Source organism: Arthrobacter sp. NEB 688, from assembly GCF_013201035.1.
In the GTDB taxonomy this organism is placed as follows: Bacteria; Actinomycetota; Actinomycetes; order Actinomycetales; family Dermatophilaceae; genus Phycicoccus.
Genome location: NZ_CP053707.1, coordinates 2106006 through 2120106, shown reverse-complemented (window position 1 = coordinate 2120106; position 14101 = coordinate 2106006). Strand labels below are relative to the sequence as shown.

At 75.5% G+C, this 14101-nt stretch carries 11 protein-coding genes; 4 read left to right on the top strand and 7 right to left on the bottom strand.

Annotated elements, in window-relative coordinates; translation table 11 throughout:
• Positions 1–44 precede the first annotated feature (44 nt).
• Genes HL663_RS10040 through HL663_RS10030 form a run of 3 tightly spaced genes read right to left on the bottom strand, consistent with a single transcriptional unit; the run spans position 45 to position 4186 of the window.
• Entirely contained in the window at positions 45–2441 is a 2397-nt protein-coding gene (locus HL663_RS10040) for a [protein-PII] uridylyltransferase (protein WP_173028256.1), read from the bottom strand.
• 3 nt (positions 2442–2444) lie between these two features.
• A complete protein-coding gene (locus HL663_RS10035) occupies positions 2445–2783 on the bottom strand; it encodes a P-II family nitrogen regulator (RefSeq protein WP_030527957.1) in 339 nt (112 codons plus the stop codon).
• Complete coding sequence (locus tag HL663_RS10030) at positions 2783–4186, bottom strand: ammonium transporter (protein WP_173028255.1); 1404 nt, start codon at positions 4184–4186, stop codon at positions 2783–2785. Before HL663_RS10030 ends, HL663_RS10035 begins: the two co-directional genes overlap by 1 nt.
• 141 nt (positions 4187–4327) lie before the next feature.
• Here HL663_RS10030 and HL663_RS10025 point away from each other — a divergent pair, with 141 nt between their 5' ends.
• Positions 4328–4714 (top strand): thiol-disulfide oxidoreductase DCC family protein, encoded by a 387-nt coding sequence (locus HL663_RS10025; RefSeq protein WP_216842539.1) that lies wholly within the window; start codon positions 4328–4330, stop codon positions 4712–4714.
• A gap of 13 nt (positions 4715–4727) precedes the next feature.
• Here the strand turns inward: HL663_RS10025 and ftsY are convergent, their stop codons facing one another.
• The 3 genes from ftsY to HL663_RS10010 all read right to left on the bottom strand — a co-directional run bounded on the left by ftsY (position 4728) and on the right by HL663_RS10010 (position 8237).
• Entirely contained in the window at positions 4728–5933 is a 1206-nt protein-coding gene (gene ftsY / locus HL663_RS10020) for a signal recognition particle-docking protein FtsY (RefSeq protein WP_173028254.1), read from the bottom strand.
• Between the two features lie 67 nt (positions 5934–6000).
• The gene (locus HL663_RS10015; protein WP_173028253.1) at positions 6001–7953 is read right to left on the bottom strand and encodes a M13 family metallopeptidase; all 1953 of its coding nucleotides are present in this window, start codon (positions 7951–7953) and stop codon (positions 6001–6003) included.
• Positions 7954–8033: 80 nt separating this feature from the next.
• Entirely contained in the window at positions 8034–8237 is a 204-nt protein-coding gene (locus HL663_RS10010; RefSeq protein WP_173028252.1) for a hypothetical protein, read from the bottom strand.
• Positions 8238–8311: 74 nt separating this feature from the next.
• Here HL663_RS10010 and lepB point away from each other — a divergent pair, with 74 nt between their 5' ends.
• From lepB to HL663_RS19365, 3 genes are all read left to right on the top strand, one after another.
• Positions 8312–9028, top strand: a complete 717-nt coding sequence (gene lepB, locus HL663_RS10005; protein ID WP_173028251.1) for a signal peptidase I — start codon at positions 8312–8314, stop codon at positions 9026–9028.
• Between the two features lie 62 nt (positions 9029–9090).
• Positions 9091–10122, top strand: a complete 1032-nt coding sequence (locus tag HL663_RS10000; RefSeq protein WP_173028250.1) for an NAD-dependent epimerase/dehydratase family protein — start codon at positions 9091–9093, stop codon at positions 10120–10122.
• A 39-nt stretch (positions 10123–10161) separates the two neighbouring features.
• On the top strand, positions 10162–10290 hold the full coding sequence (locus HL663_RS19365) for a hypothetical protein (RefSeq protein ID WP_286175533.1): 129 nt from the start codon (positions 10162–10164) through the stop codon (positions 10288–10290).
• Between the two features lie 65 nt (positions 10291–10355).
• On the opposite strand, the gene smc is transcribed toward HL663_RS19365, so the two are convergent.
• The gene (gene smc, locus HL663_RS09995; protein WP_173028249.1) at positions 10356–13928 is read right to left on the bottom strand and encodes a chromosome segregation protein SMC; all 3573 of its coding nucleotides are present in this window, start codon (positions 13926–13928) and stop codon (positions 10356–10358) included.
• Between the last annotated feature and the right edge of the window lie 173 nt (positions 13929–14101).

Sequence of the window (14101 nt, the reverse complement as noted above, 5' to 3'; positions counted from 1 at the left end):
CGGTATCGGGTCACCCGATACGCGCGTGCCGGGTGTGACTCGGGTCAGGCGGGACCGACCCCGTCGCACGTGTCGATGACCAGGCTGACCGCCTGGGCCACCCGGGCCGGCGGCAGCGGCAGGCCGTCGGCGCCGGTGAGGTAGAAGGTGTCGAGGGTCTGCCCGGCGTAGGTCGCGATGTGCGCCGAGCGGACCGACATCCCGGCGCCCGCGAGCGCCGCCCCGAGCTCGTGGAGCAGGCCCGGGCGGTCCTGGGCGCGCACCTCGAGCACGGTCGCCTCGGTGCTGGCGCCGGGGACGACGAGCGCCCGCGCCTGGCCGGGGGAGCCGATGCCCGACTCGCGCGAGGGCCGCGGCAGGTGGGCGCGCCGCCGGTCGAGCGTCTGCAGGGGCGCCCGGTCGCCGCGGCCGAGGCGGGCCAGGCCGCGGACGATGCGCTCGGGGTCGGGCACGGCGCCCGAGGGCGACTCGACGTGCCACTCGTCGATGGCCACGCCGTCGACCGTGCGCAGGATGGCCGTGCGCACGGTGTGCCCCTCGGCCGCGAGCAGCCCCGCGGTGTCGGCGAAGAGCCCGACCCGGTCGAGGTCGACGATGTCGAGGCGGTGCGACCCGCCGCCGGAGACGACGGTCACCCGCGGCTCGCCGGCGCGCACCGCCGCGACGACCTCGGGGTCGAGCGCGCCGGAGCTCGGCGGGGCCTCCTGGCCGGCGGCGGCCGGCGCGGGCTGGGGCGCGTCGAGGCGCGCCCGCACGGCGTTGGCCAGCTGGTCGAGCAGCGTCGAGCGCCAGTCGGTCCACGCGAGCGGGCCGGCGGCCGAGGCGTCGGCCTCCGAGACCGCGAGGAGCAGCTCGAGCACCTCGCGGTCGCCCCCGACGGCCTCGACGGCGGCATCGACGGTCGCGGGGTCCTGGTGGTCGCGACGGGTCGCGAGCTCGATGAGGGTCAGGTGCTCGCGCACGAGGGTCACGAGGACCTCGACGTCGTGCGGCGGGAAGCCCCACCGGGTCGCGACGGTCCGCGTGGTCTCGGCGCCGGTCACCGAGTGGTCGTGCGCGCCACGGACCTTGCCGATGTCGTGCAGCAGCGCACCGACGAGGAGCAGGTCCGGGCGCGAGGTGCGCCGCACCAGCCCGGCGGCCCGCACGACGGTCTCGACGAGGTGCCGGTCGACGGTGTGCCGGTGGACGGCGCTGCGCTGCGGCCGCGAGCGGACGGCCGCCCACTCCGGCAGCCACTGCTCGACGACGCCGGCCTGGTCCAGGCCCTCCCAGACGGTGACCAGCCCCGGCCCGGCGGCGAGGAGGTCGCCGAGCAGGTCGCGCGCGGCCTGCGGCCAGGGCTCGGGCAGCGGTGGCACGTGCGCGGCGAGGTTCTCGAGGGTGGCGCGGGCGACCGGCAGGCCGGCGCGCGCCGCGACGACCCCGGCACGCAGGGCCATCGCGTCGTCGGTCTCGGCCAGGCGCGAGGAGCCGAGGACGACCTCGCCGTCGCTCGAGAAGAAGCCGTGGCCGAGCGGGGTCATCTGGGGGCGGCGCGGCCCGACGCGCAGCGCCCGGGCGCGCTGCGACTGGCCGGCCCGGCGCACGGTGCCGTCGAGGGCGTAGGCGATGAGGCGCCCGGCGCCGGAGACGGCCGTCAGCAGGTCGTCGGCGTCGGGGAAGCCGAGCAGGGCCGCGACGGCGTCGTGGTCCTCGCGCCCGAGGCGGTCGCGCCCGCGGCCGGTGACGACGTGGACGGCGTCGCGGACGTCGAGGAGCAGCTCGTGGGCGCGGTCGACCCCGCCGTGCGGGCGGTCGGCGAGCCAGGCCTCGGCGAGCGCGGCGAGGACGGTCATGTCGCGCAGCCCGCCGTGGGCCTCCTTGAGCTCGGGCTCGATCGACTGCGCGAGGTCGCCCTGGCGTGCGTGCCGCGAGCCGAGCGCCTCGACGAGCTGGGGCAGCCGCTTGCGGGCGTTGCCGCGCCAGTCGTGCGCGACGGTCGAGCGCGCGGCGGTCACGAGCTCGGTGTCCCCCGCGACCGCGGCGAGGTCGAGCATCCCGACGGCCGCGGTGAGGTCGGCAGCCGCCACCTGGCGGCACTGGGTGACCGTGCGGACGCTGTGGTCCAGGCGCACCCCGGCGTCCCAGATCGGGTACCAGACCCGGTCGGCGAGGGCGGTCAGCTCCTTGGCGGGCAGGGAGCGCTCGGAGTGCAGGAGGACGAGGTCGTAGTCGGACAGCGGGCCGGCGTCACCGCGCCCGAGGCTCCCGACGGCGGCCAGGGCCACCCCCTCGAGGCGCACCCCGCCGGTCGCGGAGCGCCAGACCTCGGCGAGCCACGCGCGGTTGAAGGTGGACAGGGCCTCCCGGCGCGCCCGGCCGGCACCGGCGACGTGGAAGTCGCGGGTGCCGGCCAGGTCGAGCCTCCGGGAGCCGATGTCGCTCGAGGGGGTGGCCATCGCTCAGATCGCCTCGACCCCGCGCTCCCCGGTGCGGACCCGGGCGACCTCCTCGACGGGCGTCACCCAGACCTTCCCGTCACCGATGCGACCGGTCTGCGCGGCCTTGAGGACGACGTCGACGACCGAGCTGGCGTCCATGTCGTCGACGAGGACCTCGAGGCGGGTCTTCGGGACGAAGTCCACGGTGTACTCCGCACCGCGGTAGACCTCGCTGTGCCCGCGCTGGCGCCCGTAGCCCTGGGCTTCGCTGATGGTCATGCCCTGGATGCCGAAGGCCTCGAGGGCCTCCTTCACCTCGTCGAGCTGGTGCGGCTTGATGATGGCGGTGACGAGCTTCATCACTTGGCTCCTTCGAGGTCGAGGCGCTCGGTGCTGCGGGTGGCGCTGGGGGCGGGGGTGGTGCCCCCGCCGAGGCGGCCGCCGCGGGTCGCGAGCTCGTAGGCGGACTCGGCGTGCTCGGCCTGGTCGATGCCGGCGACCTCGACGTCCTCCGGGATGCGCCAGCCCATCGTCGCCTTGAGGGCCAGGGCGATGACGAGGGTGACGACACCCGAGATGAGGAGCGAGGCGAGCGCGACGAGGACCTGGACGACGGTCTGCTGCACGCCACCACCGTAGAAGAGCCCGGTGCTCGTGGACAGCAGGCCGGCGCCGATGGTGCCCCAGAGGCCGGCGACGAGGTGGACGCCGACGACGTCGAGCGAGTCGTCGAAGCCGAAGCGGTACTTGAGGCCGACAGCGTAGGCCGAGAGGGCACCGGCGACGAGGCCGAGGACGATCGAGCCGAGGGGCGAGAGGGCGCCACAGGCGGGGGTGATCGCGACGAGGCCGGCGACGACACCGGAGGCGGCACCGACGGAGGTGGCGTGACCGTCACGCAGCTTCTCCAGGAACAGCCAGCCCATCATCGCGGCGCAGGTGGCGACGGTCGTGTTGACCCAGACCAGGGCCGCGGTGCCGTCGGGGGCGAGCTCGGAGCCCGCGTTGAACCCGAACCAGCCGAACCACAGCAGGCCGGCGCCGATCATGACGAGCGGGACGTTGTGCGGGCGCATCGGCACCTTGCCGAAGCCGACCCGGACGCCGACGACGAGGGCGAGGACGAGACCCGCCATGCCGGCGTTGATGTGGACGACCGTGCCACCGGCGAAGTCGATCGGGGCGAAGTTCGCCACCCCGTCGGTCGAGCCGAAGACGAGCGACGAGAGGCTCGTCTCGGCGCCGGACAGCAGGCCGCCGCCCCACACCATGTGGGCGATCGGGAAGTAGGCGAAGGTCACCCACAGGCCCGAGAAGACCATCCACGTCGAGAACTTGACGCGGTCGGCCACGGCGCCGCTGATGAGCGCCACGGTGATGACGGCGAAGGTCAGCTGGAAGCCGACGAAGGCCAGCTCGGGGACGTTGCCGTAGCCCTCGTAGCCGAAGGGGTTGACGATCCCCTCCGTGTTCGCGAGGCCGAACTTCTCGAACGGGTTGGCGATGATGCCGCCGACGTTCTGGGAGCCGAAGGACATCGAGTAGCCCCAGAGGACGTAGACGAGCCCGACGACGCCCATCGCGCCGAAGGACATCATCATCATGTTGAGGACCGACTTGGACCGGGTCAGGCCGCCGTAGAACAGCGCGAGGCCCGGGGTGGTCATGAGGAGGACGAGGGAGGCGCAGAGGATGAGGAACCCCGTCGACGCGTAGTCGACGGTCTCCGCAGCGTCTGCCAGCGGGAGGAGTGTCGTGCTCATGGACCAGTACTGTCACGGGCCCGGGTTTCGCCGCCCGCCGCCTCCTGTTACGCCGGTGTTGCGGGATCGGCGTCCGTGTAAGGAACGCGTTTCGGGGCCCGCCCGGTCCCGCATCGTGAGACCCGGTGCGACGATGGAGGGGTGCCCGCGCCCGTGACGACCCGCCTCCCGGTCCTGCTCTTCGACGGCGACTGCGCGTTCTGCAGCTCGTCGGTGCGGGTCCTGCTGCGCCTGCGCCGCTCCCCCGCCGACTACGCGGTCGAGCCGTGGCAGCAGGTCGACCTCGCGCCGCTCGGGGTCGACGAGCAGGCGTGCACCGAGGCCGTCCAGTGGGTCGCCGCCGACGGCCGCGTGTCGTCGGCGCAGGACGCGGTCGCCCGGGCGCTGCTCGCGTCACGGCCCTGGGTGCGTCCGCTCGGGGCGCTCGTCCTCGTGCCGGGCGTCCGGCAGGTCGCGCGCGTCGTCTACTTCTGGGTGGCGCGCAACCGGCACCGCCTGCCCGGCGGCACCCCGGCCTGCTCGGTCTGACCGAGCCGGCGGGTCAGTCGATGATCGCGTCGACGAACGCCTCGGCGTCGAACGGCGCGAGGTCGTCCGGGCCCTCGCCGAGCCCGACGAGCTTGACCGGCACGCCGAGCGCACGCTGGACCGCGACGACGATGCCGCCCTTGGCGGTGCCGTCGAGCTTCGTGAGGACGATGCCGGTGATGCCGACGACCTGCGCGAAGACCTCGGCCTGCTTCATGCCGTTCTGACCGGTCGTCGCGTCGAGGACGAGGAGCACCTCGTCGACCGGGCTCTGCTTCTCGATGACGCGCTTGACCTTGCCGAGCTCGTCCATGAGGCCGGTCTTGTTCTGGAGGCGGCCCGCGGTGTCGACGAGCACGACGTCGGCGTCGAGCTCGGCGGCGGCCCTGACCGCGTCGAAGGCGACCGACGCCGGGTCGGCGCCGTCACGGTCCGAGCGCACCGTCGGGACGCCGACGCGCGAGCCCCACGTCTCGAGCTGGTCGGCGGCGGCGGCGCGGAAGGTGTCGGCGGCGCCGAGGACGACGTCCTTGTCCTGGGCAACGAGGACGCGGGCCAGCTTGCCGACGGTCGTCGTCTTGCCGGTGCCGTTGACCCCGACGACGAGGATGCAGGCCGGGCGGTCGTCGACGCGCTCGTCGGCGAGGGAGCGGTCCATCGACGGGTCGACGAGGCGCAGCAGCTCCTCGCGCAGGAGGCGGCGCACGGCCGCCTCGTCGCCGGCGCCCTCGACCGCGACGCGGGTGCGCAGGGCGTCGACGAGCTCGGTCGTCGCGGCGACCCCGAGGTCGGCGGCGAGGAGGGTGTCCTCGACCTCCTCCCACGCGGCCTCGTCGAGCTTGCCGCCGGCGAGCAGCGCGAGCAGGCCGCGCCCGATCGCCGTGTTGGAGCGGGCCAGGCGGGCGCGCAGGCGGTGCAGGCGGCCGGCCGGGGCCTCGGGGGTCTCGACGGCGGGGACCGTCGGGGCGGGGGCCGGTGCCGGGGCGGCCGGGGGCTCCTCCTCGACGACCTCGCCGGGGTGCTCGATCGTGCCGATCGACCCGTCCGGGGCCAGGTCGGCGTCGGCCGGGCCGGGCGTGCCCGGCGCGTCGGCGCGCTCGGGCGCCTCGAGGTCGCGCTCGGCCCCACCGCGCCCGCGGACGAGCCCGAGGACCACGCCCCCGACGACGACGAGGACGGCGACGGCGATGCCGACGTAGGCGAGGATCGAGTCAGTCACCCGGCCATCCTGTCAAGGCGACCGGCCCAGCCCAAACCGGGCGGCCGGGCCGGTCGGCCCCCGCCCGTCAGAAGATGCTGACCCGCTCGGCCTCCGGGAGGTACATCCCGTCGCCGGGCTGAGTCCCGAACGCCTCGTGGAAGGCGGTGAGGTTGCGCGCCGCGTTGGCGCGCAGGTCCATCGGGCTGTGCGGGTCGACGGCGAGGAGCCGCTCGGCCTCGGCGGCGCGGGCCATCCCGCGCCAGACCTGGGCCCAGCCGAGGAAGAAGCGCTGGTCGCCGGTGAACCCGTCGAGCTCGGGCGCGTCCTGGTCGCCGAGGGAGATCCGGTAGGCCGCGTGACCGATGGTCAGCCCGCCGAGGTCGCCGATGTTCTCGCCGACGGTCAGGGCGCCGTTGACCGGCGTGCCGGGGGCGTCGCGCGTCTCGAGGACGGAGAACTGCCCGATCAGCGCGTCGGCGAGGGCCTGGAAGCGCTCGCGGTCCTCGGCGGTCCACCAGTCGCGCAGCTCGCCGCGGCCGTCGAACTGCGAGCCGGAGTCGTCGAAGCCGTGGCCGATCTCGTGCCCGATGACCGCGCCGATGCCGCCGTAGTTGACCGCGTCGTCGGCCTCGACGTCGAAGAACGGCGGCTGGAGGATGGCCGCGGGGAAGACGATCTCGTTCATCCCGGGGTTGTAGTAGGCGTTGACCGTCTGCGGGGTCATGAACCACTCGGTGCGGTCGACCGGCGCGCCGAGCTTGGCGAGGTTGCGGTCGGCCTCGAAGGCGCTGGCCCGCTTGACGTTGCCGAGCAGGTCACCGGCCTGCACCTCGAGCGCGGTGTAGTCGCGCCAGCGGTCGGGGTAGCCGATCTTCGGGGTGAAGGCCTCCAGCTTGGCCAGGGCCTCGGCCCGGGTGGCCGGCCCCATCCACGGGACGGCGGACAGGCTCTGCCGGAAGGCCTCGACGACGTTGTCGACGAGCTCGAGCATCCGCGCCTTCGCGTGCGGCGGGAAGTGGCGCTCGACGTACAGCTGGCCGACCGCCTCACCGAGGGCGTCCTCGACGAGCGAGACGGCGCGCTTCCAGCGGTCGCGCAGCCGCGGGACGCCCGAGAGCGTGCGGCCGTAGAAGTCGAAGTTCTCCTCGACGAACGCCGAGGACAGGTAGGGCGCGTGGGCGTGGACGACGTGCCAGGCCAGCCAGTCGCGCCAGGCCTCGACGGGCTCCTCCTGCAGGGCCTCGCCGAGCGCGGTGAGGTAGCCGGGCTGGCGCACGACGACCGCCGCGAAGGTGCGCGCGGGCGCCTGCATCCCGGCGAGGAAGGCGTCCCAGTCGATGCCCGGGGCCAGGGCGTCGAGGCCCGCGCGGTCGACGAGCGTGTAGGTCTTGACCGGGTCGCGGTTGGTCACCTTGTCCCAGTGGGAGGCGGCCAGGCGGGTCTCGAGCGCGACGACGCGCTCCGCGGCGCCCTGCGCCCCGAGGTACCCGGCGAGCTCGAGCATCCGGGCGACGTGCGGGGTGTACGCCTCGAGGACCGCGGCGTGCTGCGGCTCGCGGTAGTACGACTCGTCGGGCAGGCCCAGGCCGGCCTGCTCGAGGTAGACGACGTAGCGGTCGGGGTCGCGGTCGTCGGTGTTGACGAACGGCACGACGGGGCCGAAGACACCGTCGCGGGCGAGCTCGCCGAGCAGGCCCATCAGCCCGGAGGCGTCCCGGACCGCCGCGACCCGCTCGAGGTCGCCCAGCACGGGAGCGGCCCCGAGGGCCTCGACCCGCTCCTCGTCCATGAAGCTCGAGTAGAGGTCGCCGACCTTGGCCGCCACCGAGCCGGGGGCCGGCGAGCCGGCCGCCGTCTCGTCGATGATGGTGCGGACGTGCTCCTCGGCCGCCTCGCGCAGGGCGTCGAAGGTGCCGTAGCGCCCACGGTCCTCGGGGATGGTCGTGCGCGCCAGCCAGCTGCCGTTGGTGAACGCGAACAGGTCGTCCTGCGGGCGGACCGTCTGGTCGACGGCAGACGTGTCGATGCCGGACCTCATCGGGGCGGCTCCTTCGCTCTCGGGGTTCGTCTCATTCGACCACACCCCACGGACACCCGGAGCCGGGCGGTGACGCCCGCTCAGGCGGCGACGGTCTCGCGCTCGGGCTGCGCCGGCTCGGCCGGCCCGCCGCGCTCCGTGCGCTCGCGCAGGCCGGCGACCGCGGCGCTCCCCCGCTCCGACAGCACCTCGCGTCCGGCCCGGCGCGCGGGGACGGCCACCATCCCGAGGACGGCGAGGGCGAGGGCGGTGAGGAGGAGGAGGGTGACGACGACCGCGAGCATGCCTCCATTGTCGGGACCCGGTGCGCACGTGGCCAAATCGACACCTGCGGCGGCCCGCAACTAGGGTGGCGCCCGTGTCCGAGCCCGGTGTCGCGTCGGCCGAGCCGACCGCAGTCCGCCGCCGTCGGCGGCTCCCGTGGTTCACCGAGGTGCTCGTCGCCGTCGTGGCGATCGCCCTCGTCCAGGCCTTCCTCGTCAAGCCGTTCGGGGTGCCGTCGCAGTCGATGGAGAACACGCTGCGGATCGGCGACCGCATCCTCGTCGACCGGCTCGACCACTCGGTGCAGCGCGGCGACGTCGTCGTCTTCGGGCACGGCACGACGTGGCAGGACCGGCGGCTGCCCCCGGCGTCCAACCCCCTCGTCGCGGCGGCGCGCGCCGTCGGCGACGTCGTCGGGGTCGGCCCGGGCAACACCTCCTACACGGTCAAGCGGGTCATCGGCATGCCCGGCGACCGCGTGGCCTGCTGCTCGGTCGACGGCCGCGTGACGGTCGACGACCAGGCCCTCGACGAGCCGTACGTCCACGAGGACCTGCCGTTCGTGCGCGGCAGCCTCGACTGCACGACCACCCCGCGCTCGACCCGGTGCTTCCCGCTCGTCACGGTTCCGGAGGAGAACCTCCTCGTGCTCGGCGACCACCGCTCGGAGTCGGCCGACTCGGTGCTCGGCTGCCGAGGCTCGACGTCCGGGGGCGGCGAGTGCGCGCGGTTCGTGCCCGTCGAACGGGTGGTCGGCCCCGTCGTCCTGCGCTTCTGGCCCCTCGGCTCCGCTGGCTCCCTCCCCCGCTGACCCGCTCCGCTCTGCGCGAACAGCCCTTCCCGCCGGGCCGACCGTCGTGGTCGGCTGGCCGGATGCGACTCCTCGTCCTCGGCGGCACCGCCTTCCTCGGCCGCGCGCTGGCCCACGCCGGCCTCGAGCGCGGCCACGACGTCACGTGCGTGGCCCGCGGCCGCTCGGGCGCGGTGGCGCCCGGCGTCACGCTCGTCCGCGCCGACCGCGACGACCCGTCCGCCGGGCTCGGCGGGGTCGAGAGCGACGACTGGGACGCCGTCGTCGACGTCGCGCGCGACCCCGGCCAGGTGCGCCGCGCCGTGGCCGCGCTCGCCGGCCGGGCCGGCCACTGGGGGCTCGTGTCGACCGGCAACGTCTACGCCGACCACTCGGTCCCCGGCGCGGACGAGTCCACCCCGCTGCTCGCCCCGCGCGACGTCGGTGGCGAGGACCCCGACGCCTACGGCGGCGCCAAGGTCGCCTGCGAGCAGGCCGTGCTCGAGGGCCTCGGGGCCGGGCGCACGCTCGTCGCCCGCGCCGGCCTCATCGGCGGGCCGGGCGACACCTCGGGCCGCACCGGCTGGTGGCCCTGGCGGTTCGCCCACCCCGCGGCCCCGGGCCGCGTCCTCGCCCCCGACGCCCTCGGTGACCCGACCCAGGTCCTCGACGCCCGCGACCTCGCGGCGTGGATGGTGCGCTGCGCCGAGACCGGCACGACCGGGGTGGTCGACGCCGTCGGGCCGACGACGACCATCGGCCGGCTGCTCGCCGCGTCCCGCGAGGCGGCCGGCAGCGACGCGCAGGCCGTCCCGGCCGACCCGGCCTGGCTCGCCGAGCAGGGGGTCGGCCCGTGGATGGGCCCGCGCTCGCTCCCGCTCTGGCTCCCCGTCGCGGAGTACGGCGGGTTCGCCGCGCGCACCGGCGAGGCCGCCCGGGCGCTCGGGCTCACGCACCGCCCGCTCGTCGAGACGCTGCGCGACACCCTCGCGTGGGAGGAGACCCGCCCGGCCGACCAGCCCCGGCGCACGGGCCTCGACGACGCCGACGAGCGCGCCCTGCTCGAGGCCTGGGCGAGCCGGCGGGATCCGTCCAGCGCGCGCGGATCCCGGTGACCGAGTAGCGTCCCGGTCACTTCGACCGAGAGGAACACCATGAAGAAGGTTGCTCGTATCGTCGCCGTCTCGCTCATCGCGGGGGGAACGCTCCTGTCCACCACGCTGCCGGCCAACGCGTACATCAAGTGCGGACCGTGCCTGGGCTGCTGCGTGGCGCAGAAGTGACGTACCGCCGGGGGTGACCCCGGCACGGAGGGGCCGGGCGCCGGGGGTGCCCGGCCCTTCTGTCGTCAGGCGGAGGCGGCGACGTCGCGGATGCGCTGGCTGACGACCGTCGTCACGCCGTCGCCGCGCATCGAGACGCCGTACAGCGCGTCGGCGACCTCCATCGTCCGCTTCTGGTGCGTGATGACGATGAGCTGGCTGGAGTCGCGCAGCTCCTCGAAGAGCGTGATGAGCCGGCCGAGGTTGGTGTCGTCGAGCGCCGCCTCGACCTCGTCCATGATGTAGAACGGGCTCGGCCGCGCCTTGAAGATCGCGACGAGCAGCGCCACCGCGACGAGCGAGCGCTCGCCACCGGAGAGCAGCGAGAGCCGCTTGACCTTCTTGCCCGGCGGACGGGCCTCGACCTCGATGCCGGTCGTCAGCATGTGGTCGGGGTCGGTGAGGACCAGGCGCCCCTCGCCCCCGGGGAAGAGGCGCTGGAAGACCCGCTCGAACTGCGCCTGCGTGTCGTAGAACGCCTCGGTGAAGACCTGCTCGACGCGCTCGTCGACCTCCTTGACGATGTCGAGCAGGTCACGCTTGGAGCGCTTGAGGTCCTCGAGCTGCGTCGTGAGGAAGGTGTGCCGCTCCTCGAGCGCCGCGAACTCCTCCAGCGCGAGGGGGTTGACCCGGCCGAGGGCCGACAGCGCCCGCTCGGCCTTGCGCAGGCGCTTCTCCTGCTCCTCGCGGACGTAGGGCTGCGGCTCGGGCAGCGCGTCGGGGTCCTCCCCCGGCGCGGCGACGTGGGGCACGGGCTGGTGCGGCCCGAACTCCTCCACGAGCACGTCGGGGTCGACGCCGAGCTCCTCGACCGCCCTCGCCTGGAGCTGCTCGATGCGCGCCAGCTGCCGGGCGCGGGCCATCTCGTCGCGGTGCGCGGCGTCGGTGAGGTCGCGCAGCTCGTCCTGGACGGTGCCGAGCCGCTCGCGCAGCCCGGCGACGGTGCGGTCGCGCTCGACCCGCTCGGCCTCGGCGGCGTCGCGCAGGGTGGCGGCGCGGGTCAGGGCGGCGGCGACCTGCTCGACCGCCCACCCGGCGGCCTCGTGGACGGCGGCGGCGACCTCGGCCTCGCGGCGGCGCTTCTCGCGGCGCTCGCGCAGCCGCTCGCGGGCGGCGATCTCGTTGCGGGCGGCGCCCTCGAGGGAGTCGGCGCGGCCCGCGAGCGAGCGGGCCCGCTCCTCCTTCGTGCGCAGGGTGAGGCGGACCTCGGTCTCGGCCGTGCGCGCCCGGCTGGCGTCGAGCTCGAGCCGGTCGCGCTCGTCGGTCGAGGGGTCGGTGTCGTCGGCGGCGGGCTCGGACTCGGCCTCCGCGAGCCGCTGGGCGAGGGCGTCGAGCTCGGCGCGATCGCCCTCCAGCCGCTCCTGCGCGTTGGCGATGGCCTTCTCGGCGCGCTCGGCCTCGGCGCCGGCGGTGCGCATCGCGGCGCCGAGGCCCCCGAGGCGCTCGGCGACGGCGGCCATCCGGGCGTCGGACTCGTGGAGCGCCTCGAGCGCCGCGTCGACCTCGGTCTCGGCGGCGGCGGCCTTCTCGCGGGCGGCGGTGAGCGCGAACCGGACCCGCTCGCCGCGGGCGGTGGCCTCGGCGAGGGTCCCGCGGGTCTCGTCGAGCGCCGCCTGCACCTCGAGGAGGCTCTCGCCGGCGCTGCTGCCCCCGCGGGCCCAGCCCGGGCCGAAGACGTCACCGTCGGCGGTGACGGCGGTGACGCCGGGGTGACGGGCCACGAGGGCGACCGCGTGCGCGGCCGTCGGCACGAGGGCGACCCGCTCGAGCACCTGGTGCACGGCGGGCAGGACGGTGCCGGGGGCGGTGACGACGTCGCGCGCCCAGACGGCGTCCGCGTCGAGCGCCGGCCACCCCGACGGGTCCTCGGGGGCGGCGGTCTCGCCGACGAGCAGGGCGGCCCGGCCGCCGTCGGTGTCGCGCAGGGAGGCGAGCGCCGCCGCGGCGGCGTCCGCCGACCCGACGGCGAGCGCCTCGGAGGCCCAGCCGAGCGCCGCGGCGACCGCGGCCTCGTGCCCCTTGGAGACCTGGACGAGGGCGGCGACGGCCCCGATGACGGCGTGCGCGTCGTCGGCGGCCTCGAGCAGGGTGGCCGCGCCGTCCTTGCGGCGCAGGCTCAGCTCGAGCGCCTCGAGGCGGGCCTGCGCGGTGGTGCGGTCGCGCTCGGCCTCGCGCTCCTCCTGCTGGAGGCGCTCGACCTCGGCCTCGGCGGCGGCGAGCCGCTCGGCCGCGGCCTCGTACGTCGTGTCGAGCCCCTCCTCGCCCTCCTCCTCGTGGGCGATGCCGCCCTCGAGGGAGGCGAACTCGCGCTCGGCGTCGGTGGCGCGCTGGCGGGCCTCGGTGACGAGGGCCTGGAGCCGGCCGATCTCGGCCTCCCCCGCCTCGATGCGGCTGCGCCGGGCGCCGACCTGGCCGGCGAGCTTGGCCAGGCCCTCGCGGCGGTCGGCCGCGGCGCGGGCCAGGCGCGCGAGGCGCTGCTGCTCGGCGGCGAACGCCTTCTCGGCGTCCTCGCGGGCGGCGACGGCGTCCTGCAGGGCCTGCGTGGTCTCGGCGATCTCGGCCTGGAGCAGCTCCTCGGCCTCGCGGGCGCGGGCGGCCTGCGCGCGCAGCTCCTCGGGGTCGCGGCCGGAGGTGGTCTCGTGCACCTCGTCCTGCGAGAGCAGGCGCACCCGCTCGGCGGCGACCGACCCGGTGGACTCGAGGCGGTCGCGCAGGCTCTGCAGGCGCACGACGCGCTCCTGGGCGCGGCCGAGCTCGGGGGCGGCGTCGGCGGCCTGCCGCTCGACCTCGGTGAGCCGGCCGCGGACGGTCGCGAGGGCGTCCTCGACGGCGGTGCGCCGCTCGAGGAGGGCGGTCTCGTCGGCGACCTCCTGCTCGACGATGCCGGTCAGCTGGACGAGGTCGTCGGCGAGCAGGCGCAGGCGGGAGTCGCGCACGTCGGCCTGGACGACCGCGGCGCGGCGCGCGGCCTCGGCCTGGCGCCCGAGCGGTCCGAGCTGGCGGCGGATCTCGCCGGTGAGGTCCTGGACGCGGGTGAGGTTGCCCTCCATCTGGTCCAGCTTGCGCAGCGCGCGCTCCTTGCGGCGGCGGTGCTTGAGGACGCCGGCGGCCTCCTCGATGAACCCGCGCCGCTCCTCGGGGGTCGCGCGCAGGACGGTGTCGAGCTGGCCCTGGCCGACGATGACGTGCATCTCGCGGCCGAGGCCGGAGTCGGAGAGCAGCTCCTGGACGTCGAGCAGGCGGCAGCCGGTGCCGTTGATCGCGTACTCGGAGCCGCCGCCACGGAACATCGTCCGGGTGATCGTCACCTCGGTGTAGGCGATGGGCAGGGCGCCGTCGGTGTTGTCGATCGTCAGGCTGACCTCGGCGCGCCCGAGGGGCGCGCGGCCGGCGGTGCCGGCGAAGATGACGTCCTCCATCTTGCCGCCGCGCAGGCTCTTGGCCCCCTGCTCGCCCATCACCCAGGCGAGCGCGTCGACGACGTTGGACTTGCCCGAGCCGTTCGGCCCGACGACGCAGGTGATGCCGGGCTCGAGGCGCATCGTCGTCGCCGAGGCGAAGGACTTGAACCCCTTGAGGGTCAGCGTCTTGAGGTACATCGGCGGGTCGTCTCTCGCAGGGGTCGGGCGGCCCCGGCCGCGGCCGGGTCGCGGGCGATGCTACCGGGGTCGCGCCGCGGCCGCGGGACGCGGCATCCCGCCGGAGGTGCCTGTGGTCGGTGGTGCCAGTGGGGCTGTCGTGCCTGCTGGGACGTGGTGGCCATCCCGGCGCG